General features: G+C 25.5%; 22 protein-coding genes and 1 pseudogene. All 23 read right to left on the reverse strand.

The features are described from left to right. Positions 1 to 37: 37 nt before the first annotated feature. Positions 38 to 994, reverse strand: coding sequence for an ornithine cyclodeaminase (locus ABDZ71_RS17090; RefSeq protein ID WP_343763594.1), 957 nt, complete (start codon positions 992 to 994; stop codon positions 38 to 40). Positions 995 to 1038: 44 nt separating this feature from the next. Next, positions 1039 to 2853 (reverse strand): aminotransferase class I/II-fold pyridoxal phosphate-dependent enzyme, encoded by a 1815-nt coding sequence (locus ABDZ71_RS17095; RefSeq protein WP_343763596.1) that lies wholly within the window; start codon positions 2851 to 2853, stop codon positions 1039 to 1041. A 17-nt stretch (positions 2854 to 2870) separates the two neighbouring features. After that, positions 2871 to 3557 (reverse strand): LicD family protein, encoded by a 687-nt coding sequence (locus ABDZ71_RS17100; RefSeq protein ID WP_343763598.1) that lies wholly within the window; start codon positions 3555 to 3557, stop codon positions 2871 to 2873. A gap of 1 nt (position 3558) precedes the next feature. Next, positions 3559 to 4803 (reverse strand): oligosaccharide flippase family protein, encoded by a 1245-nt coding sequence (locus tag ABDZ71_RS17105; protein ID WP_343764566.1) that lies wholly within the window; start codon positions 4801 to 4803, stop codon positions 3559 to 3561. A 185-nt stretch (positions 4804 to 4988) separates the two neighbouring features. Further along, positions 4989 to 6185, reverse strand: coding sequence for an O-antigen ligase family protein (locus tag ABDZ71_RS17110; RefSeq protein WP_343763600.1), 1197 nt, complete (start codon positions 6183 to 6185; stop codon positions 4989 to 4991). A 137-nt stretch (positions 6186 to 6322) separates the two neighbouring features. Then, on the reverse strand, positions 6323 to 7126 hold the full coding sequence (locus ABDZ71_RS17115) for a glycosyltransferase (RefSeq protein WP_343763602.1): 804 nt from the start codon (positions 7124 to 7126) through the stop codon (positions 6323 to 6325). Between the two features lie 115 nt (positions 7127 to 7241). Further along, on the reverse strand, positions 7242 to 8024 hold the full coding sequence (locus ABDZ71_RS17120; protein ID WP_343763604.1) for a glycosyltransferase family 2 protein: 783 nt from the start codon (positions 8022 to 8024) through the stop codon (positions 7242 to 7244). 5 nt (positions 8025 to 8029) lie between these two features. Continuing rightward, positions 8030 to 8875: an NAD-dependent epimerase/dehydratase family protein gene (locus ABDZ71_RS17125; protein ID WP_343763606.1), complete on the reverse strand. Its 846-nt coding sequence runs from the start codon at positions 8873 to 8875 to the stop codon at positions 8030 to 8032. 85 nt (positions 8876 to 8960) lie between these two features. Beyond that, positions 8961 to 9581 (reverse strand): sugar transferase, encoded by a 621-nt coding sequence (locus ABDZ71_RS17130; protein WP_343763608.1) that lies wholly within the window; start codon positions 9579 to 9581, stop codon positions 8961 to 8963. Between the two features lie 18 nt (positions 9582 to 9599). Continuing rightward, positions 9600 to 10700 (reverse strand): annotated as a pseudogene (locus ABDZ71_RS17135) (UDP-N-acetylglucosamine 4,6-dehydratase family protein); the annotation flags it as partial. Positions 10701 to 10866: 166 nt separating this feature from the next. After that, entirely contained in the window at positions 10867 to 11580 is a 714-nt protein-coding gene (locus ABDZ71_RS17140) for a CpsD/CapB family tyrosine-protein kinase (protein WP_343763610.1), read from the reverse strand. A gap of 25 nt (positions 11581 to 11605) precedes the next feature. Beyond that, a complete protein-coding gene (locus ABDZ71_RS17145) occupies positions 11606 to 12373 on the reverse strand; it encodes a tyrosine-protein phosphatase (RefSeq protein ID WP_343763612.1) in 768 nt (255 codons plus the stop codon). A gap of 13 nt (positions 12374 to 12386) precedes the next feature. Continuing rightward, positions 12387 to 13067 carry a YveK family protein gene (locus tag ABDZ71_RS17150; protein ID WP_343763614.1) on the reverse strand — a complete coding sequence of 227 codons (681 nt, stop codon included), beginning with the start codon at positions 13065 to 13067 and terminating at the stop codon, positions 12387 to 12389. 27 nt (positions 13068 to 13094) lie between these two features. Beyond that, entirely contained in the window at positions 13095 to 14012 is a 918-nt protein-coding gene (locus tag ABDZ71_RS17155) for an LCP family protein (protein ID WP_343764568.1), read from the reverse strand. A 782-nt stretch (positions 14013 to 14794) separates the two neighbouring features. Continuing rightward, complete coding sequence (locus ABDZ71_RS17160) at positions 14795 to 16261, reverse strand: methyl-accepting chemotaxis protein (RefSeq protein WP_343763615.1); 1467 nt, start codon at positions 16259 to 16261, stop codon at positions 14795 to 14797. A gap of 389 nt (positions 16262 to 16650) precedes the next feature. Next, positions 16651 to 17460 carry a flagellin gene (locus ABDZ71_RS17165; RefSeq protein WP_343763617.1) on the reverse strand — a complete coding sequence of 270 codons (810 nt, stop codon included), beginning with the start codon at positions 17458 to 17460 and terminating at the stop codon, positions 16651 to 16653. A 639-nt stretch (positions 17461 to 18099) separates the two neighbouring features. Continuing rightward, entirely contained in the window at positions 18100 to 19896 is a 1797-nt protein-coding gene (gene pepF / locus ABDZ71_RS17170) for an oligoendopeptidase F (RefSeq protein ID WP_343763618.1), read from the reverse strand. 45 nt (positions 19897 to 19941) lie between these two features. Continuing rightward, positions 19942 to 20229, reverse strand: coding sequence for a nucleotidyltransferase domain-containing protein (locus tag ABDZ71_RS17175; RefSeq protein ID WP_343763619.1), 288 nt, complete (start codon positions 20227 to 20229; stop codon positions 19942 to 19944). 4 nt (positions 20230 to 20233) lie between these two features. Continuing rightward, positions 20234 to 20668, reverse strand: coding sequence for an HI0074 family nucleotidyltransferase substrate-binding subunit (locus tag ABDZ71_RS17180; RefSeq protein ID WP_343763621.1), 435 nt, complete (start codon positions 20666 to 20668; stop codon positions 20234 to 20236). 376 nt (positions 20669 to 21044) lie between these two features. Beyond that, positions 21045 to 21542: a hypothetical protein gene (locus ABDZ71_RS17185; protein WP_343763622.1), complete on the reverse strand. Its 498-nt coding sequence runs from the start codon at positions 21540 to 21542 to the stop codon at positions 21045 to 21047. A gap of 498 nt (positions 21543 to 22040) precedes the next feature. Further along, positions 22041 to 23372: a sensor histidine kinase gene (locus ABDZ71_RS17190; RefSeq protein ID WP_343763624.1), complete on the reverse strand. Its 1332-nt coding sequence runs from the start codon at positions 23370 to 23372 to the stop codon at positions 22041 to 22043. Beyond that, positions 23372 to 24055, reverse strand: coding sequence for a response regulator transcription factor (locus ABDZ71_RS17195; protein ID WP_343763626.1), 684 nt, complete (start codon positions 24053 to 24055; stop codon positions 23372 to 23374). The genes ABDZ71_RS17190 and ABDZ71_RS17195 overlap by 1 nt, the downstream gene beginning before the upstream one ends. 552 nt (positions 24056 to 24607) lie before the next feature. Further along, on the reverse strand, positions 24608 to 25837 hold the full coding sequence (gene fliB, locus ABDZ71_RS17200; protein ID WP_343763628.1) for a flagellin lysine-N-methylase: 1230 nt from the start codon (positions 25835 to 25837) through the stop codon (positions 24608 to 24610). Between the last annotated feature and the right edge of the window lie 312 nt (positions 25838 to 26149).

A 26149-nucleotide genomic window follows, 5' to 3' on the forward strand; every position in this document is an offset into this window, starting at 1 on the left:
AAATTAAATTAGTTGTGTAATATCACAAAAAACAAAACTATAACCAAAACTTTTCTTTAGGTGATTCTAATTTTATATCTTCTCCTAAATTTTTCAATTGAAATAATTGATATACTTTTTCAGCAAAATAAATATCATGCATTGAAAGTCCAATATTATATACAATAATTCTTTCTTTATCATTTTTTCTTCCCTCTATATTTCCATTAATAACATCTGAAATTTCAGCAAATCTTTTAAAATTGTTATAATATTTAAATCCTTTTACATGAGATTTATCATCTGCATATACTTTATCAAAAAATAAATCGCAGTTCATAAATCCTCTTGTATGAATTGGTACAACTAAACAACCTTCATCAAAGCAATCATTTTCACATATATCTTCATCAAAATAAGTAACAGAAGAAATAATAACATTACTTTTCTTTACAACATCCTTATATGTATCACTAAAAAAGAACTCTATTCTATCAGAATTGGGCAAACTTTGTATATAATTTTTAAATAACAAATGTTGATTTTTATATTTCATAAGCTTTAATAAAAATTTTTTCTTAGGGAAAACACTAAGTAGTACTTTTAACGTAGCTCTTGCTTGATTGCCTAATCCTATAATACCTATCGTCTTAAACTCTTTTTTTGCCAGAAGCTTAATTGACTGTGCTGCAACGGCACCAGTACGCATAGCTGTAATAAAATTGCCATCTAAAATTGCCTTATTAATCCCTGTTTTATAATCATACAACAAAATTTGACTATCTAATACAGGATTTCTATGTGGATATCTATTTACTACTTTTATTCCTCCAACATTATATTGAGGGAGCAAACAAGGCATAACATTATAAAATATATCTTCTGTAGGTTTCATGCTAGTTTTAGCTGGTAATATAACTTTATCTTTATTCTTTAGCATGTCTAATACCCACTTATAACACTGATTGGGTTGAATTTTCAAATTTACTATATCCTTATGTGTAAAAACTTTCATTTTTATTCCTCCCTCATATTATAAATATAAATTTATAAATTTTCTTAATCTAAAGCCCTCTTCATTGCTTTAATTAATTTATCATTTTCTTCCGGTTTCTTAACAGCTATTCTAATAAATTTATCATTGAATCCTTTTTTATTAGATAAGTCTTTTATAAGAATATTATCCTCATTCAACAGTATTTCCGCTAATTCTTTAGACGTATGCTTCCCAAGAATTTCACATAGTACATAATTTGATTGTGTAGGAATTACTCTTAAGTTTTTGATTTTTGAAAGTTGTTCAATATATGTTTTTCTAACTCTTTTAAATTCATTTATAGCATTATTATAATCATTCTTATATTTTTCAAATATCTGCATATAAAATTCAGCAAAAGAATTAATATTCCAAATAGCAACATCTTTTTTAATAAAACTAATAATATCTAAATTATTAGAAACTAACACCCCTAGTCTAAGTCCAGGAACTCCAAAAGATTTTGAAATGCTTTTAACTACTATTAAATTAGAATAACTCTTTAATATTCCTTCACTTATAAGTGTCGGAGATTCCTCTTTATCAACAAAATCAACAAATGACTCATCCACAATAAAAGTAATATTTTTTTTCTTAGCCCAATCTGCAATTTTAAGTACTTCTTTCTTTTCTATATAATTACCTGATGGATTATCAGGATTAATTAATAGTAAACTAGAAATTTCTTTATTATCATAAAAACTTATTAAATCGTTAGCTGAATAGGCATAATCATTATTATTAGGAGAATACTCTATAGTATCTTCTGAATTTTTTCTATTAGGATATTCTTCAAATGTTGGCCTAATAACACCTATTTTCCCTTTAAGCTTTTCTATTAATGATTTTATTAACTCAGCTGCACCATTTCCTACAACCACTTGATTTTTATGTATACCAAAATATTTAGCAGCTAATAAACTATTCACTTCCATACCAGATGGATAATCACAAATTAATCGTTCAAAATTTGCTTTAATTTCATCCAATAGTTTTGGTGTTGGATAAAATGGATTTACTAAATAACAAAAATCTATTAGTTTAGGATATCTCCAATAACCTCCATATCTACTTTGGAGTTTATTTAGCTTGTCCTTATAAGAAGTTGTAAAGATTGATTCTGCAATATCAAGATCTTGTACATCATCTATTTCATACCATGATTCATCATCTAAAAGTGTTGCTTTTATCTCTGGTTTATCTAATAATGTTATAACTTTCAATACTTGTTCATAGTATTCATTATCACCAAGGGCCTTACTATAAGCTTCTAAAAAAGGTACATAATGCGTATTTGAAAACGCCTTGCTAAATTTATATATATTTACTGTCTTATAATAATTTTTGATATCTGAGAAATTAAAATGTTTCTTATCTAAGAAATTTTTAATATTATTATCTTCATCTATAGTTACAACTGTACCATCCATCCAACTTTCATATTTTGCTACTAAAGCTAAACTAGGGTACGGATCTTCTACTATCTTTTGTAACACAGAATCTTCAAATATTAAATCAGATTCAAGTAACAATGTATCCTCTTTTAATAAATAATTTCTTGCTAAATAAAGAGAATATATATTATTAGTTTTATTATAAATTTCATTATTTACATAATTAATAGGAGTATTAATATTTAAAGTTTCTATATAATCTTGTAATTCCTTTCCTTTATACCCAATAACAATTACTATACTAGATAAATTCAATTTATCTAATTGAGATAACATTCTCTCAATCATAGTCACGCCATTTACTTTTACCATACATTTTGTATTGTTATTTGTTAATTCTTTTAATCTTTTTCCCATTCCTGCTGCTAAAATAAGTCCTTGCATTATATAACACCCCTTTATTATTTTTTAGGTACATATGTACCATATGTTTTTTTTATTTCATTCCAAGCTGGACCATTTTCACTTATCCAATTAGGATTTGGAATTGTCCATGATGCTCCATAAATATCTTTCAAATATTGTTCATCATTTTTAGGAATTCTAAAATTCACTCCATTTATAACTATGTTTTTAAAATCTATTATCTCAGAAGATATCATTTTAGCTACAGATTTTTGATATTGATTTTCGTAATCATGACCTTTTTTATTAAAATAAACATAAGACATCATTTTCCCCTGATCATATTCATATATAAAAAAGTCAATACTAGTACCATTATATACATATGTCTGTTCAGTAATATTTCCATTTAAGATAAATTCGTGAGATTTAACAAAACCTCCTTTTGTTAACAATGAATTTAAATTACTCCACGAAAAATCTTTTGTATTAACAATTCCTATATCAATATCATCATCATGCTTCATAAAAGCACTATCTCTAACCAATCCTAACAATGTACCATAAGTATAAAAATAACTTATATTAGATTTTTCAAGTATATTAGTTATTTTTGATGAAACATCATATCCATTTACTTGAAGCAATTCACAACGTTTGTTGCTTTTTTTAGTAGAATACCATTCATATAATGGTTTTATTTTTTTTAAATTCTGTTTTAAGTAATACCAGCTGAACTTCATTCTATCTCCCAACCTTCATTAAATTTTTATTTTTATAAATAATAACCAATCTATATAACAATATTAATCCATCTGCAATTGACGCTAATATTGCTAACGTTATAACATTAAGATAGCCTAACCAGTAAAAAATAATAAGGTTAATCACATGAATAATAGTACCAAAATAAATTGATTTATTAGCATATTTAGACAGTCCCATTGATCCTAATGTTGGAAATCCAAATAAATAATTTGGTAATGTAATAACAGCCATAGGTAGCATAGCTCTTAGTACTGATCCAGTATGTGCAAATTTAGCTCCGAATAATACTATACATAGTTCATTAGCAAATATAAAAATAATTACACTTACAATACATATAATAGGCATAAAAATCATCAGTATTTTTTTTATTAGTTTAAAATCCTTATTTTTAATCATATAAGGATAGACGCTATCTGAAATTGGAGATAACGCACCTTTTCCTGCCATCATCAATTTATCAGCTGCAGTATAATAACCAACTATATTCCCTGTTTTATCTATAAATCCTAAAATCATAGTATTAGTAGCAGTATAAATAGTAGCAGCTATTCGTGATAAAAAAAATGATGCTGAACTTCTAAAACACTGATAAATATTTGTTGCAGATACTTTACAAAATTTTATATGTAAATTATGTGCTACATGATAATGAGCCCATATTACGGCAAATAAATTGCCTAATGCAATTAATACAGGAACTATTAAATAATCTTGTGGTTTTCTCAACAACACAAAAATCATAACAGTAAAAAATAATTTCACAACAATTGTCCTATATGTAATTGATGACATATTTTCTAAACCTCTATACAAATAATCTGGTAAAAAAGAATAAATAATAACACCAAGTAAATACAAAAAGTATAGATTAAAGTCACTTCTAAATTTAACAGTAAATAAACATAAGGTTAATAATATCAATACAGATACAATAGCAAAACCAACCTTTAAAATAGTAACAGAAGTATATATAATTCTAATTTTATTCTTATCGTCTCTATTTCTTGAAACTTCCTCAGTAGCCGATAAAATGAATCCAAAGTCAGTAAACAATTGAAAATAAATCATTAATGCTGTTGCGAATCCTATTTTACCATAATAAACAGGGCCCATTATACGTGTTTGATACGGAATTATAATGAAATTAAAAAAATAATTTGAGAATTGTATCAAATATAACATTATAGTATTTTGTAAAAGTTTTTTCTTCTTATTTATCTTCTATCCCCTCGACTTTCCTATATTTCATAATTAAGTTTTATATAATTTATAACCAATAACAAACTTCTAAACTGTTCTATAAACATTGTTTTACCAAACACAATTTTATAATATTGTTCCTTTAATCTACGAAGTTCCAGCAAAAAATTAGTTAAATAAAAACTTTATTTGCAATAAATTATTTAAAGATAATCCATACTGATTTGCTTATTCCTTTTTATATTAATAGCACAAAATAACCCCAGAGATAAAAATAAGGCTTCACTGTTAATAGCTGATAAAAAAAACATCATTATGAATTGACATATTATTGTAGCTTTTAATACTTTTGCATATATATTATTACATTTTTCCATCAGAAAACTTATTATAAATAGTAAATATATAAGCCCACCTACAATTCCTTGTTCAACGAATGCTTCCAAATATGTATTGTGTAAATAGCTATTATGTACTACTGAATAAGTGTAGTATCGTACGTTTAACATCCCAACACCAAATATTGGATTTTCCTTAAACACATCAATTCCTATTCTAATTAATGTTTCTCTAGCACCTTTACTTGCTGTTTCATTGAATCTTGCACTAATGTTCCCCAATACCCTTTCGCATATTGGTTTAGTAGTAGATAATGAACTAAATACTATTAAAACTATAAATATAAGTAATCCAATAACTATACTTTTTTTATAAAAATTAGGTATCCTATTTTTTAATAAATATATCAAATATAGTACTCCCAAAATTATAGACAAATATCCAGCACGGGAATATGATAAAAAAAACATAGTTAACATAGCAAATGTTAAAATCATCTTTTTTTTATTTTTAATAAAATAATATAAAACTATAAATAATGGTAATGTTAAATAAAGAGCAAAAAAATTTGGATCTTGTACATACCCTCTTAATCGATTAACAGTTCTGTCTAATTCAAATATTCTAGCATCTTTAAGTATAAATCCAATAGCTATAATAATTACATTTGTTATAGCACTCATATATATAATATGAAAAATAGTATTATTGTTAATATTTTTAAAAAGATAAACAGTAAAAAAATACACAAATAATGAAATCCATAATGCTACTGATCCTTTAAATCCCAAAATAATATCCGAAGCAAAACAATTCCTTATTGTTGCAAACAATACAAAGATTATCATAAAATATTCATATTTCCTTTTTTTATTTAATATTAATATTTTTTGGTTACTTCCTATCAAAAATACTAATATTAATACAATACTCATCATCATATATGGCTTAAATGAAAATCCAATATTTAAAGAAAATTGGATTAACAAAAAAGTTGATAAATAACAAGCTAACAAAATATTTTTTATACTTAAATTCATATATTTAATTACTATATTCATATAATAGCTCCTTCTTACTTAGGTTACCTCATATAGTTTAATATCTTATTACATATTATAATTATATACATACCAATAAAATATTTTAACAATATTAAAATTAGCATTTCTATTTTACCAATTAATTAATTTAAAATTTATTCATTAACTAATTTAGATTTAATTTTTTTATATTCAATAATTCCTTTAATCATATACTTATACGCGGAAATAAAATGCATTTGATTTTTATATAGATTCCATTTTCTTATAGCAAATTGGCTAATTAATATAGGCGACATAATTGAACTCATTTCATAAAACATTGCCCCTTTAGTTTTAAATAATTTTTTATCAAAACCATTATACCAAGTTGACTCATTATGATTTACAATAGCAATTGCCTTTTTTACAAATTTTACTTTTAGACCTTTTTTTATACATTCAATTAATAAAATATTTTCTTCTCCACACGTATATTTAGAACCCGCTCCAAATAACTCATTAAACTTAATATTTTTATTTAGAATACTTTCTCTCTTAAAAGTTATTTGAAAAGATGCTATCTTCATTGAATGTAAAAAATCTACGTTACCTTCTTTTAAAGAAGACGTGGGTCTACAACAATTTGTACTTTTAACATCAAATGCAATTATGTCAGCATCAAGATATTTATTATAAGCTTCTATAATAATATTTTTATAATTATCTTTATAAACTAAATCATCATCAGCTATAATACATATATCTGCCTTTGAATTATATATTGCTCTATTTCTACTTTTACTTAAACCACGTTCATTGTATGATAACATCCTAATTTTCTTATTATCAATAATTAATTCTTGAACATCTTCTTTATCACATTGATTAATTATTAATGCATCTGTTTTTATATTCATTTTTTTTGATAAAAACATGTCTTTTTGATTCATAGTGGAAACAAGTACTTCTAATTTCATAAATCTTCTCCTTAATAAAATATAATAAATATTATTTTATATTTCTATTCATTTTCTTTAAGAATATATAATAGATAATATTAAGAACTCCTATTCTAACAATTATTTTAAAAGACTATTTATTTGTTTTTATCCTTTGATATTTTTTTATTGACCCCATAACATGTCTCAACATAAAATAAAAAGAACCTATAGGGTTAATACCTATAAACCTAAAAACTTTATATGTCATCTTTATAGTTTTAATTTTATTACCAGATTTAGAATTACGTGAAATTCTATATATTAAAAGTGGTTCATTAATACCATAAGCCTCTACACCTGTTCTTAATATTCTTAACCATACTGCATAATCTTCGTGCATATCATCTTTTTCCATTTTAATATTTTTAAAAAATCTTTTTTTTAGGAGAACAGATGAACATGATATAACATTATGTATTCTTAACTTCTTATAATTAACCTTTTTAGGTACTTCAAATATTCCATTATAATAGTTCCCACTTTCATTTATAAAAGAAGAACCTGTAAAAACAAACTCTGCTCCCATTTTATTTAATATAATCATTTGTTTTTCCAACTTTGAAACTTCCCACATATCATCACTATCTAAAAATGCTATCCATTGGCCATTAGCAAGTGATATTCCCTTATTTCTTGTTTCTGATACCCCTAAATTTTTCTCATTTTTATAAAATCTAATACGATAATCTTTATTACACAATTCTTTAATTATATTCACTGTATTATCCTTAGAACCATCATCTATTACTATTAGTTCCCATGAATTATATGTTTGTAATATTACAGAATTTATCGCGTCTTCTATATATTTTTCACAATTATATGCTGGCATAATGATACTTATTAACGATTCTATTTTAATTAAACTGCTCATACTAGTTAGACCTCTCTATTAGTGTAATGACTCTCTTCCAATTTATCTACATTATAATCTTCTTTATACTCTAACATTTCCTTCTCATACACCAAATTTCCAAACACCTTATTAATAATACTAACTTTCAATACCTTTAATAAAGGATTAAATAATTTAGTCATATATATATTCTTACCATGTTTTTTTGCAATAACTCTAACCATGTCAGAAGTACATACATACTCATTATTCTGAGGTAAAAATAATCCTTTACTTTGATTATCAATAATTCGCTTTACAAATTCACATAAATTATCTATATAAATCATACTCCTTTTATTTTTTATATATGGAAAAATAGGAGATTTTAATGCAAATTTTTCTAACCTATTATAATTACCTTTACAGCCTTTACCATAAACCATAGGTGGTCTTAAAACTACAATATTAAATGCAGAATCTTGAAATGGTGCTATTAATTTTTCTGCTTCAAGTTTAGATTTACCATAATTATTCTTTGGCATTGGAATAGTATCTTTATTTATAACACCAGTCTCCACACCATACACACTCATAGAACTTAAAAATATAAATTGGTTAACCCCGTCAGCTTTTGCTTTTTTCGCAACCTCATATACTAAATCACGGTTAACTTTATAATAGAATGGAGCATTTTCTTTTGTTTCTTTTCTATGTGCTATTCCCGCTGCATGAAATATTACATCATACCCTGAAAAATCTTTTTTTTCCCATTTATTATCTCGCACACTAATAGTATTAATATAATATTCATCAGACCATTTATTTAACCATTTTTTTAGGCTTATACCAATATAACTGTTTTTCCCCGTTATAAGTATCTTTTTCATCTAGTTCTCACCTTCTTTTTAATTGATTAAAACAGTTTATTCCTTTGATAGTAGTTTCTAAACGTCTTAAACATAAAATTTCAATCTACCCAGATATTGTTTTATTTTTGCTCTCTTCTACCTTTATTGTAGTATTTTTAATTTTACCCTCTATAATCCCATCAGCTTTAAGAACCTTAAATACAGTCATAATTACTATTTTCACATCTAATCTAAAGCTTTTATTTTCTAAATAATATTTATCTAATTCTGTTTTTTGAACATCATCATTATGGTCTCTTCCATTAATTTGTGCCCATCCTGTAAGTCCTGGAATCAATTTATGTACTCCAGCCTTAGTTCTAAGTTCTTTTAAGTTATATTGATTATATAGAGCCGGTCTTGGTCCAACAAAAGTCATATCTCCTTTAAGTATATTAAACAATTGTGGAAGTTCATCAAGGCTTGTTTTTCTTAAAATTTTACCAACAGATGTTATATAGGTTTGAGCACTTTTTAATTTATCTGTTGCTACATTTGGTGTTCCAATCTTCATTGTCCTAAATTTATAAAATTTATATAATTCATTATTTTTACCAATCCTCATTTGAGTAAATAAAATTGGTCCCTTTGAATTTATTTTAATCATTATTCCTATAATCAAAAGTATTGGAGAAAATAACAATATTGAAATTAAACTCATTAAAAGATCAAAACATCTTTTCATTTAATCCCCCCACATTCTTTAAATACATTTAGTTGCAGCAACTTCATCAATTGCTGGTTTAAATCTTTTATAAGTTGGAACCATCTCTTCAAGTTTAGAAATTATTTCTTCTCTTTTTTCCTTTTTAACAATTTCCTTAAATTCATTAATTTTGACCATTAATGTATCAAAATTATCAAAAGTTGGCTTCCCAACAAATATCTTTTTGTGTGCTGTTTGATTGAGCCCTTCTTCCTCTGTCAAAACTTCTTCATAAAGTTTTTCTCCTGGTCTAAGACCTATAAATTTAATTTTAATATCTTTATTAGGTATATAACCTGAAAGTCTTATTAAATCACGGGCTAAATCATATATTTTAACAGGCTTATCCATATCTAAAACAAATATTTCTCCACCTTTTGCAAATACTCCAGCTTGAAGAACTAACTGAGCTGCCTCAGGTATAGTCATAAAAAATCTATTTATATCTTTATGTGTAACTGTAACTGGCCCTCCATTTTTTATTTGTTCTATAAATAGTGGAACAACAGAACCATTACTTCCCAATACATTTCCAAACCTAACAGCTACAAACTGAGTTTCACTTCTTTTATCCATAGATTGAATAATCATTTCACATACTCTCTTAGTAGCTCCCATTATATTAGTAGGATTTACAGCTTTGTCTGTAGATATCATTACAAATCTTTTAACTTTATATTTATCAGCACAAGTAGCTACATTTAATGTACCAAATACATTATTTTTAATAGCTTCACTTGGATTTTCTTCCATAAGAGGTACATGTTTATGGGCTGCCGCATGAAAAACTAATTCTGGTCTATATTTTTTAAAAGTCAAATCTAATCTACATTTATCTCTCACTGATGCAATTACATAATCTATATTTTCATACATACCATTTCTATTAAATTCTTGTTGTAAAACATATAAATTATTTTCATAATTATCTAAAACTATTAACTTCTTCGGTTTGAATTTTATTATTTGTCTACAAAGTTCTGATCCAATTGACCCTCCTCCTCCAGTTACCATAACAACTCTTCCTTGTATATAATTACCAATAGATTTCATATCAAGTTTAACTGGCTCTCTTCCTAATAAATCTTCAAAATCCACTTTTCTCGTTTTGTTTAGAAAATATTTTCTAATATTTTTTGATTGTTCCATACTATCACCCCAACATTTGTCCCTTTACACTATAGAATAATTTAACCATTTACTACAAATAACAACTATTGATTTGATTATTTATAATATTTCTATATAATTTCATATTAACATTTTACCTTTTTTTACGTTTACTTCCACTATGTTCTACATCATCATAATAATCATAATAGTGATATCCTCTTTGTGTTTTAGTATCTACTTTATTTAAAACAACACCAAGTATCTTTCCTCCAACCTTTTTTATAAGTTCAGCTGATTTTTTTACCGTCTCTCTTTCTGCTTCTCCAGAAGCTACAACTAAAACAGCACCATCACAGTATTGACTTATAAGCTGAGCATCTGTAACTACTCCTACCGGTGGAGTATCTAACACTACAAAATCATAATAATTTTTACACATCTTTATAAATTCTCTCATTTTATTAGATGATAAAAGCTCTGATGGATTTGGTGGTTTTGAACCCGATGTTAATATATGTAGATTTTCAAGGTCACTTTTTTGAATTATGTTTTCTATCTTTCCACTCTGTATAAGTAAATCTGTAAGTCCTTTTAGATTAGATATTCCAAATTTTTTATGGACACTAGGTTTTCTAAGATCACAATCTACGAGTATTGTTTTACAACCATTTTGGGCCATAACTGCTGCCAAATTTGATGATGTAGTAGATTTTCCTTCTCCTGGTGTTGCACTTGTTACAAAAACTGTATCAATCTTCTTATCAAAAGAAGAAAATTGTATATTAGTTCTAAGCGTTCTATAACTTTCTGAAATAGGCGACTTAGGATCTTTTATAGTTATAAGATTAGCCTTATTTAAAGTCATTTTAGTTATCACTCCAATTTAAAGTTTATTTTCTAAAAAAGCTAAAAAAAGTTTTTCTTTTTTTTATAGTTTCATACCCTAATCTCAAATCTTTATTTTCTATCATATTCTTTGAATTATAAATAACTTTATCATAAACTGAATTATTTATATCTTTTACCATATGTAAAGCTTCTTTTATACCTGGTTTTCTTTTGTTTGTAGTATGAGCATCCGATGCTACAAAATTACATATTCCATGTTCTATAAGTTTTTTTGATGTTTTTTGAACTTGTTTTCCAAAAACTCCAGTAATACTACCAGAATTAATTTGAAGTGGATATCCTTCTTTTAATATTTTATTTATATTAGTTTCATCTTCTAATATATATCTATATCTTTCAGGATGAGCAATTATTGGGTTTATCTTTCTTACTTTAAGTTCATATAAAACATCAAGATACCAATCTTTCCATTTATGCATATCAAATTCTACAAGCATATAAGAGGTATTATTTATGGTTCCTACTACCCCTTTTTCATAATTTTCTAATGTATTTTTAGTAATTAAAACTTCTTGTCCTGTTAAAATTTTTATATCTATATTTGTATCTTTACAAGATTCATTCAATTTATTTGCTATTTTGCATACACTTTTATAACTTTCCTCATACATTCCTTCAAAATAATGAGGAGTAGCTACTATATAGTTTGTCCCAGAATTTTTAGCTATTTTAAGCATTTCTAAAGAATGATTTAAATTTTTAGCTCCATCATCTATATTAGGTAATATATGACTATGAATATCTATCACTTAAACTTCTCCTCTACTCTGTTTTTGGTATAACTGCAATTACTGGTAAGTCTAAATATTTTTGTATATCTTCTTCTGTTTTTATTGTTTTGTCCATATATTCTAGTAAAAATGCTACACCCGTTGATATAAACAATCCCAAAAATAAAGCTATAGCAATATTTAATGTTTTTTTAGGTTTTATTGGTTTATCTGGAACTATAGGTTTGTCTAAAAGTTCTAAACTTCCACCAGATGGATATATTTTTTTAGAATGAGCTATAAACTCTGCACATACTGTATTTAATATTTTATAAGCTTCATTAGGATCTTTATCAGTAACTGTTATATCTAATATTTGAGTATCTGCTTGTGGTGTAACCTTTATCTTCTTTTGCATTTTTTCTACTTTTATATTTCCTACTTTACTAGAAACTGTTTGTGCAACCGTTCTTGACTCTGCTATTTTTGCATAAGTTTTTACTAGTTTTTGATACATCATAACATCATTATAATTATTATTATCTTTATCTTTTTCTCCTATTTGTTTTCCTACAACTATGCTAGCCTTTGCTTCATAAGTTGGAGGAAGAACAAAAAAACTTAAAGCCGCAGCTATTATCCCCATTGAAAGAGTAATAATTAAAATCATGCCTAATCTTTTCTTTATTATTTCAAAAACATCTCTCAAATCTAACGTTATTTCTTCTTCCATAAGTTTGACCTCCAAAGTATGTATATATTAATTTGGTTTTATATCTTCGTATATATATTTGTGCATTTGACTTATTGTTTGTTCTTTATCATATTGAAGATAGTATATTCCACCTATAGATGTACCTTTGCAGTATTTATCTAAAGGAAATCTTTGTTGCTCTACATTATCTATTCCAAGTGCAAAACCTGATGCACCCATTTTTAATATCTCTGTAGATGATAAACTTGTAGTTAAATTAGGTAAAATGCTAGATACTATACCTGGAAATTTTGAAGCTCCTTGTTTTTTAACTTTTTCTAAAATTGCGTTTAAAACAGTTCTTTGTCTATCTGTTCTTTCAAAATCTCCTCCAGCTGTATGTCTAATTCTTGCATAAGCTACAGCTTGTTTACCATTTAAAGTTTGAAGGCCTGGAGAATCCACTTGTTCTATAGACGCACCTTGTATTCTTGCAACTTCCTTCATCCCATTATTTATATGGTTTATTTCATCTGTTCTTACAGGTATTTCAACTCCACCTACATTATCTATTATTTTTTCTAACTCAAAAAAATCCACAGCAACAAAATCTCTAATATTCATATTATAATTAGAGTTTATAGTTTTTATGGCAAGTTCTGGTCCTCCATATGCATATGCATGGTTTAGTTTTGTTTTATCATGACCTTCTATATCTACATAAGAATCCCTCATTATAGAAGACAATTTTATTTTTTTATGTTTTTTATCAAAGGATACAACCATTATTGCATCTGATCTTGATGGTTCATCCTTACTTCTTCTGTCTAACCCAAAGAAAGCTATATTTACTATTTCATCGTTATCCTTATATTTTTTCACATCTTTACTCACATGAAGTTTTTCATCACTTTTTGATATTGGAACTTTTTTAACATCACCTAACTTAATATAAGCATAAGCTACACCTGTAATAACTAACATAACTAATATAGTTATTATTGATAATATAATTTTAGTCTTTTTAGATTTCTCAGCTCTTTTTTGACTTCTCACTAATTTTCTCCTTTCTTACATGTAATATTAAATATTAAATTGGTTAATATTACATAATTATGATTAATAATTATATCACATATTCTTTACTAATTTAATCAAATTAACGTAAAAAAATCATTTTTAACCACAATTAAGACAACACTTACATATTATCGATATAAAATATTAGTACTTTACACATATTTTTGATTTTTTTAGTTTTTTTATAATTAAATTAAAATTTTAAATTCATTAAATTTAAAGTTAAAAATAAAAAATAATTTAATATAACTAAGCTAATTCTTAATATATATAGCTTTATACATATATTTATCTAAAATTTTCTATAATATATATTTATTTTACAAAATATGATATTTTTCTCTTTTATTCATCTTTGTAGAAATTTTAATACAATAAAATGTTTTTTGATAAACAGCAATTTTGTTCACTATTTATAGTATTAAATAAAAAATCACTTCACAAAATAAATTAACAAACATAGTATATAGTTCTTTATTATAATGTTCCTTAAATTTTCCCAAAACAAAAAACTATTTAAATAAACAGTAGTTTTATACCTGTTCAAATAAATAGTCAATATACTAATTAGCTATTTGAACGTGTCTTTTCTACATATATCTATTTAAATAGTTTTAAACATTTATATTTATTTAAAATTTAGTATTAATATTTTTTAATATAATTATCTTAAACTTTTTTATATTTTAAAATATATCTTTACCTTCATCTTGTAACTCTTTTGCTCTGTTTTTTAATCTATTTAATATATTCTCTATCTCTTGTGATTTTTCTTTAGCTTTTCTTAAATATTCTTCTGATTTTTGTTTTTCATTATTTTCAACATATGATAAACACTCTTTCCCTATGTTATGAAGTTCTTTATGTTTTTGATCAACATCTTTCCATATAGCTTTAACTTCTTTATTTACAGGATCTACTGATTGATAAAATTGCCCAAATTTACATTTAGTTGAATCATGTTCTATTCCTCTTACTTTCATATCTGAAACTATTTTATCTAATTTATTTATCCAAAAACCATGTGCTTTTATTGCTTCGTTTAAAAATCTTACAAATTCATCATTGCCCATTTTTAAATATTCATTAGAATTCATTTTTCTAACTTCTGGATACAAACTTAAAGTTTCTTTTTCTATATGACCCATTTCTCCTATAAGTTCTTCTATATCTTCTGAATTTAAGTTTAATTCATCTGCCATACTACTTAACTTATCTGCTTTTATTGTAATCTCATCAGATACTGCACTAACTTCTTCTGTTGATGAAGTTATTTCCTGCATAGATGCTGAGAAATTTTCTATATTCTCTACTACATGACCTATAGCATCTCTATTTTTCTTAAAAGAAGTTCCCATACTTTCTGTATATCTATCCATATTATTTATTAATTTTATATTTTTGTCTACACTTTCTTGATTTTTCAAGGAAGCGCTTTCTATTTTCCCCATAAACTTTTCCATATGTATAAGTTGATCTTTTGTATTTTCAGCAAGTTTTCTTACTTCATTTGCAACTACTGAAAATCCTTTTCCATTTTCTCCTGCCCTTGCAGCTTCAATACTTGCATTTAATGCTAAAAGATTTGTATCACTGGCTATTTTGTCAATTCCCTCTACTAACTGCTTCATATTACTTACTACAGAATTAAGTTCTGTCATATTTTTTTTCATTATAGAAGAACTTTCTACAACTTCTCTATTAATACTTATTATAGTTTTTAAAGTATCCTCATTTTCATCTAAATGTCCTGCAATTTCATCAGCTTTAGTTGATATTTTTTCTATACTTTGAGCATTATTACTCATTCCCTGGGTAATTTCTTCTATACTTGCATTAGTCTCTTCCATAGAAGATAATAAACTTTGTGAAGTTTCTTTAACATGATATGCTTTATCCTCTATATGTTTTGATAAATTTTTCAATCTTAAATTAAAAATACTTATGGAACTGGCTATTCTAACAACTCCAGTAGTAAACTTTTTAACTATAGGCACTATATCAAATAACTTTTTAAATTTTGAAGCCAAAATTTTTCCTAGAGAGTTTGTAGATTCTTGTTCCATATTTTCTATTCCTTTTATGTCTTTATCTTCGTAGTATTTAATAGCTTGTCTAATTCCTTGTAAATCTCTGTTACTGGTACCAAACATCTTATACCCCTCCATTTAAATGTTATATCAAGATTATATTATACCATAAATTTCATATTAATATCCTTTTTATAGATTATTTTTCTTTATATGTAAATAAAATATTTCTTATAATATAACTGTATACATATATACAAACAAATTTATAGAATCCTATTTAAATACATTTTATTTTTTAATATGCCTTATACACATAAAAATAAATAACAAGCCAAAATGCAAAAGTAATTTTATGAAATACAATAATTTGGATTTTACTTATGGTTATATAAAAGTAATCTCCAAATAAAAAATATTCACAAAAATATTAACATAATGACTGGTTATTTATTTTTATGGTTCTTAATATAAAAAATCTATACTTATTATCTATTTATGTATAGCTATTTCTAACTAAATAATAGTTTGTTTACAACTGAAGCCAATGACTGTTGCTCTGTTCTTGAACTTACAAGTATTGAATAACTACATTTTTCAAGAATTTGTCCTTTAATTAAATCTATAGCTGACATAGCCATATCAGCATCTTCTATTTTTGACAAAGCTCTAGTTGTACTACTTTCTGAATTAACCCCATCATTGTAAGCATGATAAAGATTATTATAATCTGACCCTAATTCATTCCTATAATTTGCTATTTTAGATACTGCTTCTTTTACACTAGTTATAGAATCAGATGCATTTGATGAATTTTCTACAGAACTATTATCTAACCCCACATATTCTAAATCTACTGATTTTAAATTAACAGTGTACGTAGTATATGGATTATCTCTTGTTTGTATATTTAGCTTTTCTGCTCCATTTAATAATTTTATATCATTAAAAGAAGTATTATCCATTATTTCACTTATAGAGTCTTTCAAACTTTGAAATTCTTTATCTAATAACTCTCTATCTCCATCTTCTAAAGTACCATTCGCGGCTTGTACTGACACTTTTTCCATTCTCATAAGCTGCTCTGATATATCTGAAAGGGCTCCATCTACAGTTTGAAGCATAGATATTCCTTCTTCAGTGTTTTTTTGTGCTCTAGAAATACCCCTTACTTGTGCCTTAAAGCTTTCTGTAATTGCAACATCTGCCCCTTTACTTGCTCTCTTCCCTGAGCTTATACCTTTCATTAACTTACTGCTTTTCTTTCTATTTTGCCTTACTTTACTAAATAGATTTAATACATTTTCATCGTTAACTATCACTCTTTCCACCTCCTTGTGTAAGGCACATTCAAATAAATAACTAATGAATATACTAGTATATTTATTTTCACATGCTAAAAGTTACAATTTATCCCTTTTATTATCGACTTATTTCCCCTATAATTTATACTTAAGACAGTTATTTCAAATAACAATCTTATTCAAGTCAGATAACAATCTTATTCAAATAATAATTCTCAAATAACAACCTTATTTAAATAATAGTTGTCAGATAACAATCCTATTCAATTAGCAATTGTCAAATAATAATTATTAATTGTAGTTAGAATTTTCTATATAAAATTCTTACAATATATTTATAAAAAAAATAAGCAGATAAACTTGCTTTTACACAAATCTATCTACTCTCTCAGTTATCTCTAATTATTAAAATCATTCTTATATTTCAATCATTTTTTATTTACACTTTTTTATAATTTTGTTCTAGTTTTTATGCCTCTATAACAAATATCTCTATTTACATAAGTATATTTTACAATTTGCAGTTTTTATCTTTTATTAATTACCTCTTAAATTGTTATCTGTTATCTTTCAATTGTTAATTGTTATCTGTTATTTCTTAATTGAATTGTTATCTGTTATCTGTTAATTATTAATTGAATTGTTATCTGCTAATTGTTAATTATCACAAATTCCTTCCATCATATCTAAAAGTTCATTAAATCTTTTTATAGTATCTTCAACAGGTTTGGGACTTGTCATATCTACTCCTGCTTTTTTAAGAACTTCTATTGGATAATCAAAAGATCCGCTTTTTAAGAATCCTTTGTATTTTTCAACTTTTTCTTTTCCATTTTCTAATATACTATTTGCAAAAGAGTTTGCAGCAGCATATCCTGTAGCATATTGATAAACATAAAAGTCCCAATAAAAATGAGGTATTCTAGCCCATTCTATGTCTATTTCTTCATCTACAATTATATCTTCTCCAAAATATTTCACATTTAAATCATGCCATATTTTGCATAAATCGTCTCCTGTTAAAGGAATTCCTTTTTCTATATTTTCATGTGTTATAAGTTCAAACTCTGCAAACATGACCTGTCTAAATACTGTAGTTCTTATTTGTTCTAATTCTTGATTTATTAAAAATAACTTTTTATTCTTATCTTTTTCATTTTCTATAAGATGATGTATCAATAATTTTTCATTAGTAGTAGATGCTACTTCTGCACAAAATAATGAGTAATCTGAATATATATATGGTTGATTTTTTCTTGAATAATATGAGTGTATAGAATGACCCATTTCATGTGCTAATGTAGATACATCATTTAATTTATAGTCATAGTTTAGTAAAACATAAGGCATTGTATCATAATCACCAGTTGAATATGCTCCACCTCTTTTATTTTTATTTGGATAAATATCTACCCATCCATCTTTTATCCCTTTAGTAAATATGTTTAAATATTCTTCTCCTAAAGGATTCAAACCTTTTTTAACTATTTCTACAGCTTCATCAAATTCAATATGTGTCTTTGGTGTATCTATTAAAGGAACATATAAATCATACATATGAATTTCATCTAAATTCAATAATTTTTTCTTTACTTTTACATATCTGTGAAGTGAATCTAAATTATCGTCTATAGTTTTTACTGTATTATGATAAACTTCTACTGGGATATTATTAGGTTTTAATGAAGACTCTAATGAATTTTTGTATTTTCTAGTTTTAGAATTAAAAACAAAATTTTTCACATTAGATGTTAGTGACGCTGCCATAGTATTTTTATATTTTTTGAAAGTATCAAATAATGTTTTAAAAGCGTCTTCTCTAACAGCTCTATCTTTTGATTGGATAAATCTATTATATTTTGCTTCTGTAAGCTCTTCCATTTCTCCATCTTCATTTTTTATTTCTGGGAAAGTTATATCTGCATCAGATAGAGCACTATATATTTTTTCAGGTCCTTGCATACAATCAGAAACTGCTGCTAAAAGTTCTTCTTTTTCTTTTGAAAGAATATGGTCTTTTTTCTTTAATATATCTTCTATCATAAATTTATACATTTTTAATTCTTCTTTTTCTAGAGATTTTCTTAATGTATCTTCATTTATACTAAGTATCTCTGGTACAAAAAACGCTTGCTTGCTTGAAAGCTCTGCAATATATGCAAATATTTTATCTTTCAAGGATTGATATGTTGAATTTCCTGTGTCCTCATCATGTTTCATATGAGCATATATAACAAGTTTTCCTGCTAATCTTGAAATTTTTTCATCTAACTTTAAATATTCTAAAAGCTTATCTTCTTCATTAAGTTTACCTTGATATTTTAAAATTTCAGGTAACATTTCTTGAAGCCTTTTAAAATCTTTTTCAAATTCATCTGTATTTTTGTATATTTTTTCAACTTTCCATTTAAATTGATTTTCAATTTCTTCTCTCTTTTTTAAACTAGTTGCCATTTTTAAAGTCTCCCTTCAGATTAATTCAAATAACAAATTATAAATTTATTCATTGTATATACAAATACCGTACCTATTTACTTGTTTTTCTATTTCTTCATTTAAAGAATCCATAAAAACTAAATCGCATGAATACACTCCAATAATATCTTCTATATCTTCTTTTATTGTTCCTTTATAATTCTCACTACAATCTATACATAAATCTATATCAGAATTTAATTTAAAATTCCCCTTTGCTCTAGAACCAAACAATATTGCTTTCTTAATATTATCATTTCTTTTAAAATAATCTATTAACTTAATATATACTTTTTCACTTATACCATACATACAATCACATCACTTTATTTTTAATATTACTTAATAAACTTTCAAAGGCACATATATATTTATTTACTATTTCACTCCTAATCTTTTCATAATCTTTTTCGTTATAGATATGAGATGTTGCATTTCTTGAAAGTAAAATTTCATTCCATAAATCTACGTTATCTATAAGACCTTCTTTAAAAGCCTGCTTATAACATCCTCTAGGATTATTAATTTCAATTCCAGAGGATTTAAATATTTTAGATAGAAGTTTCCATGTTAAATCTTCTAAAGTTTCATATTTTTTTACTATAGAATCTCTATAAACCTCTTTAGTTATTTCATCTGGATTATCTAATTTATTAAAATTATCTCTTATATTCTTTAAATGTACTAACATTCTATAAGTATATCTATACGTAAGTTGTATTGATTCATCGTACTTTTCAAACAAATCCATAAAAATATGCTCCCCTCTAACCCATATATTAATTTAAAGATATTATTTTCTTTCCTCCAAAAATTCTACTAATTTTTTAATTGGAGAAAAATATTCATTTTCAAATCTTTGTTTCCATCTTATCTCTTTATTATTCACAGTTTATTCTCTCCTTTAAACTATATGGATTCATAACTTTATATTATAATTATACCCAACCCTAATTCAATTAACAATTATCAGATAACAATTAACAATTTAATAAAATAAAATAAGGGACTGAAACTCAAAATGATTTAAAGTTTCATTTTGAATTTCAGCCCCAAATTATGATATAGTTACTATTTTTTTGTTTTAAATAGGAAATTTATATTAAACAAATACTTTTTAATGTGGTCTACTTACTAGCTCCTGCTCTGTTTCCTAGTCCTCTGCCACCACCATTTTGTCCTCTTCCTTGTCCTTTGCCACGGTTTGCTCCACCATTTCCTTGTCCTTCTCCATTAGAACCAAATCTTGCTCCCATATGCTGACCAATTTTTGCTGAACCTGAGCCATCGCATTCAGCTTGATTTTTTTCAACTGCCTTAATTATTTCATCAGCTTTTTCTTGAGTAATTTTACCAGACTCTACTTGAGATTTAAGATTATCTTTTTTCATTTCAAGGTTTTCTTTTTTAAATTCATCAAGCTTTCCTGCATCTTTAGCTATTGTTCCGTAAGTTTTTCCTGTTTCAGCTTTTTCATGTGTAACACTTTCAACTGTTTTTCCTGTAACACCGGCTGCAGCTTCTGCTGGTGTTTTATAATTTGATGCTGCAAATGCTGTTAAAGACATTGCTCCTATAGTAAGTGCCATTGTTCCCACCGCTAATGCTTTTTTTAATTTTATCATTTAAAATCCTCCTCAATAATTTAATTTTTTTATTTTTGTTTCCTTCTATGGTTATATAATAATCTTTAATTGTGACAAAATTATGTTTTTTATTTTCTAATTTGGTGTTTATGTATTTTGTAAGAAACTAATACTATGTTTAGGTATACATTAAGTAGGAAAATAAATTTTACTCATACAATATATTATTATTCTTACACTTATCAAAATCATATATTACTACTTAATTTTCAACTTTTATTTTAATAAAAATTGAACCTAATCTTATAACATAATAATCTTATGATTAATATTATTACTTATATGTATTAGCATAACTTAAATCAATTACTTTTATATAATCATTTCTAAATTCTATTCATTTTCACATTTTCACTATATTTTTAGTCTTTCACTTAACTCTCTTATATATTAGAAATATTAAAATAAAAAATTAGATACAACCTACTGAAAAATCAAATCAGTATATTGTATCTTTTATATTTTATTTAATATCCATTAAAATTTAAATTTAAATTCAGTTTCTGTGCCTTCAATACTTTTAGCCCATAAATTTATATTATGTCTGTGGGCAATTTGTTTTGCAATAGCAAGTCCTAATCCCGTTCCTGATTTATTTTCTTCCGTCCTTGATTTATAAAATCTTTCAAAAATAAATGGAAGTTCATCTTTAGAAATACCAATTCCATAATCTTTTATCGTAAGCTCACGATTTCTAAGTAGAACTTTAACTACACCATCTTTAGGTGAAAACTTAATAGCATTGTCTAAAATAATCATAAGCATTTGTCTTAGTCTTCCATAATCTCCTTCAATAATAAAGTCTTTATCTTTTTCGAATTCTATTTTAATATTCTTACTTTTTCCTATATGTTTTGCACTTCTAATGGTTTCATGGAGCAACTCAAAAATAGAAACATTACTTTTTTCCATTTCAAAATCAGCATTTTGAAGCTTTGATAAATCTAATAAGTCTCCAATAAGTCTTTGTAAATATATCGATTCTTTTAACATTTGTTTATGGTAACTTTCTACCATTTTAGGCTCTGTAACTACTTTGTCTGTTAAAGCCTCAAGTGATCCTCGCATTACTGTTACTGGAGTTTTAAGCTCATGAGAAATATTAGCTACAAAATCTCTTCGTATTTTATCAAGTCTTATAGCATCTTCCGCTTCTTTTTGAAGTATAGGACTAGTAAATTTTTTTGATAACCATAGGGATAAAAGAAAAGACACAATTATTCCTAGTAAAATACTTAAAAATAAAATCCCAATTCCACTTTTAACAGCTTCGTTAGTTCCTACTACTGGAGAATGAAGCAAAACTACTCCCATAATTTGATTTCCTCTATCCTTAATAGGTACTCCTACTGTTAACGTAGGTTCTTCTAAAAGACCAGAAAAATCCTCACTAAAAACAGTTTTATCTAAAAATACTTCTGATATTATTTTATCTGCATCTTCTGGCAAATTAGCGTAAGAAACATCGTGGATTCCATTTTTAAAGCCTTTTCCACTTCCTGCTGTTATTAAATTTTTGTCTTTATCTATAACCCAAGCATCAGCACCTGCGATACTACTTAAAGAACGCATATAAGCTCCAAATCCGCTACCCATTCCCCCTCCCATTTTTGATTTAATATTAATATTTCCCATATAATCAGAAACAGTAGTAGATATAGATTTTGCACGATTTGATAGCTGAGTTTTATGAGTTTCTATAGTTTGTTTTCTAAATAAATAGGAAAATGTTCCTCCTATAATAACAGCAAAAATAAAAAGAGAAATTGCAAAATATGAACTTAGTTTCAAAGTAGTTTTATTTCTCATTATTTAAGCACCTCAAACTTATACCCAACTCCCCATATTGTTTTAATTTGCCATAAGTCATGGGAGTATTTATCAAGTTTTGATCTAAGTCTTTTTATATGACTATCTACAGTTCTATTATCTCCAAAATAATCATATCCCCATACTGAATTTAAAAGGTTTTCTCTTGAAAAAACTTTGTTTTTATCATTAACAAGAGTCCACAAAATTTCAATCTCTTTTTTGGTAAGAGATACAGGTTCACCATCAATAAAAATATTATAATCATCAAGATTTATAATAAGATTTTCAATTTCTATAAGCTGTAAAGATTTTTCTTCTCTAGTAATTCGGCGCATTATTGCTCTTATCCTTGCCATAACTTCACCGGCTGAAAATGGTTTTACTATATAATCATCTGCTCCAATTTCAAGTCCCATAATTTTTTCAAAATCTTCCCCTCTGGCAGTTATCATAATTATAGGTACATTTGAAGTTTGTCTAATTTCTCTACATACTTGAAATCCATCTTTTTTAGGCATCATTACATCAAGAAGCAAAATATCTGGTTTTTCACTTTTAAATTTTGAAATAGCATCTTCACCATCAAAAGCAATTATAGTTGAATAACCATCTCTTTTAGCATACTCTTGTAGGACTGAAGTGATTTGCTTATTATCATCAACAATAAGTATTTTAGGCATTTTAAAACCTCCCCCCCCTTTAGTAATTAACAATTAACAATTAACAGATAACAATTCAATTAATAATTAACCATTAATAGATAATAAATAATAATTAATAGATAACAATTATAGTTAGAATTTTGCATATGAAAATTCTTATGATTTCAAAATATATAAGTTATCTTAAACTGCAAGATATTTAAAAATATTCATAAATTAGTAATTACAACATTAAAATAAAAATATGTTTGTATTATAATTATACCCAAGGGGTACATAATTAACAATTGACAAATAAAAAATAACAATTCAATTAACAATTAACAAATAACAACCTATAGGCCCCTCAATTATAATGAGCAACGTTAAACAATTAATAATTATAAAATAACATTTAACAATTAAACCCAAAAACAAAAACACCTGCTAATAAAATAAAAAACTAACTTCAAAATAGCTAATTAGATATTTTAAAGTTAGTCTTTATTTATTGTTTTTATTTTCTATACTTTATTCTTTGAAATTTCTAATTATAGAATAAAAAATTCCAAAGGATTTTTTCCTTATTTATTATTTTAAAAGCATTGCCATATAGGCCATAGTTTCTATATTATTTTCTTTTAAAATTGAGTATACTTTTTGTATAAATAAATCATTATGCTCAATTACTCTACTAAAACTTTGTATAAGACTTACAACTTTTTCTTCCGTAAACTCATCTTTATAAAAAGAAGCTAGTCCTATAAGGTGCATTCTAATTATTGCATATTTAACAATAAGAATTTCATAATTCTCAAACAAATTCTTTCTTTTTAATGGAAATATTTCTTTAAATACATCATTAACTAAATAGTTTTCTAGTATATATTCATATTTTTCTTCAAAATTTTCAGTATAATAGTTATAAGCTTTTTCATAACATTTTAAATTATTTTCTATTTCTTCTTTTTTACCATAACCTATGCCTTCCATGGACTTTATTAATAAATCCATATATTTTTTATTATTTGTACCCATAGAAACTCTTTTTTTAGTTAGAGCATTAGTTATAATAGATTGAATTTGCATATTGGATGGAATTTTTGATAACTCTCCCTTATATAATCCTTTTTCTATATTTGAATTATAATTTGCTATTATATTAATTGAATCACTAAGTTTTGACTTACCCACTTTGTCAAAAAAGAGCCCTAATATGGTTAACCTTTCCCATAATCTATAGTTTCTATTTTGAAGAAGTGATATAGTAAATATTCTAAAATCCCATAAATATCTATTAATTTTATTTTTAAAATCTACTTTATTTGTATTTACCTTTCTTTTTAGTCCATCCTTTATTTTTATTTCTTTTTCTAAACAATCAAATTCCATTGGATTCTTATTTAAAAGTGCAAGTCTAGCAGCTTCTGGACAGGACATAGTAGCGGATATTTCTAAAGAATCATCTATTTTATTATGATCTCTTGGATATACTGTGCAAGTTGTACTTAAACTATCTTCACCTAAATGCTTATAGATACTACAAAGCTTATCTTTATCTAAAAATGGACATTCTCCGTTATCTTTTAATTTTATTTTTGCATAATTAGAATAATCCCCTTTGCTTCTCCATCTTTTTATATTATTTGAAAATAAATCTTTTAACTCTTCATTTTTACTATCTTTATACTTTTTATAAGTATCTTTATCTATAGGTATATTCCATTTAACACAACAACTTTCCATGCACTCTTTTCCTATACATTTAAACTCATTCATATATTGAGGTTGTAATATTTTACTAAACTTAGTTTCTCCCATTTAAAATACCCTCCAATTTTCTTTTGTATAATAATATGCTTACTTTTTTATCGAAAAATTTTAGTAATACTTTATTAAGGAGAAAAAGCATTCTATAACAATATTAATAATTCAATTAATAATTAACAGATAACAAATAACAACTTAAATTTAATTTACAATTAACAGATAAAAGATAACAATTAACAACATAAATTTAATTAACAATTATCAAATATCAATTAAGATTAGAATTTTATATGTAAAAATTCTTACAATCATAAAATATATATATATTAAATAATGACTAAAATACTACTATTAGGATATATA

The organism is Clostridium oceanicum, from assembly GCF_039521385.1.
Classification (GTDB): Bacteria; Bacillota; Clostridia; order Clostridiales; family Clostridiaceae; genus Clostridium_F; species Clostridium_F oceanicum.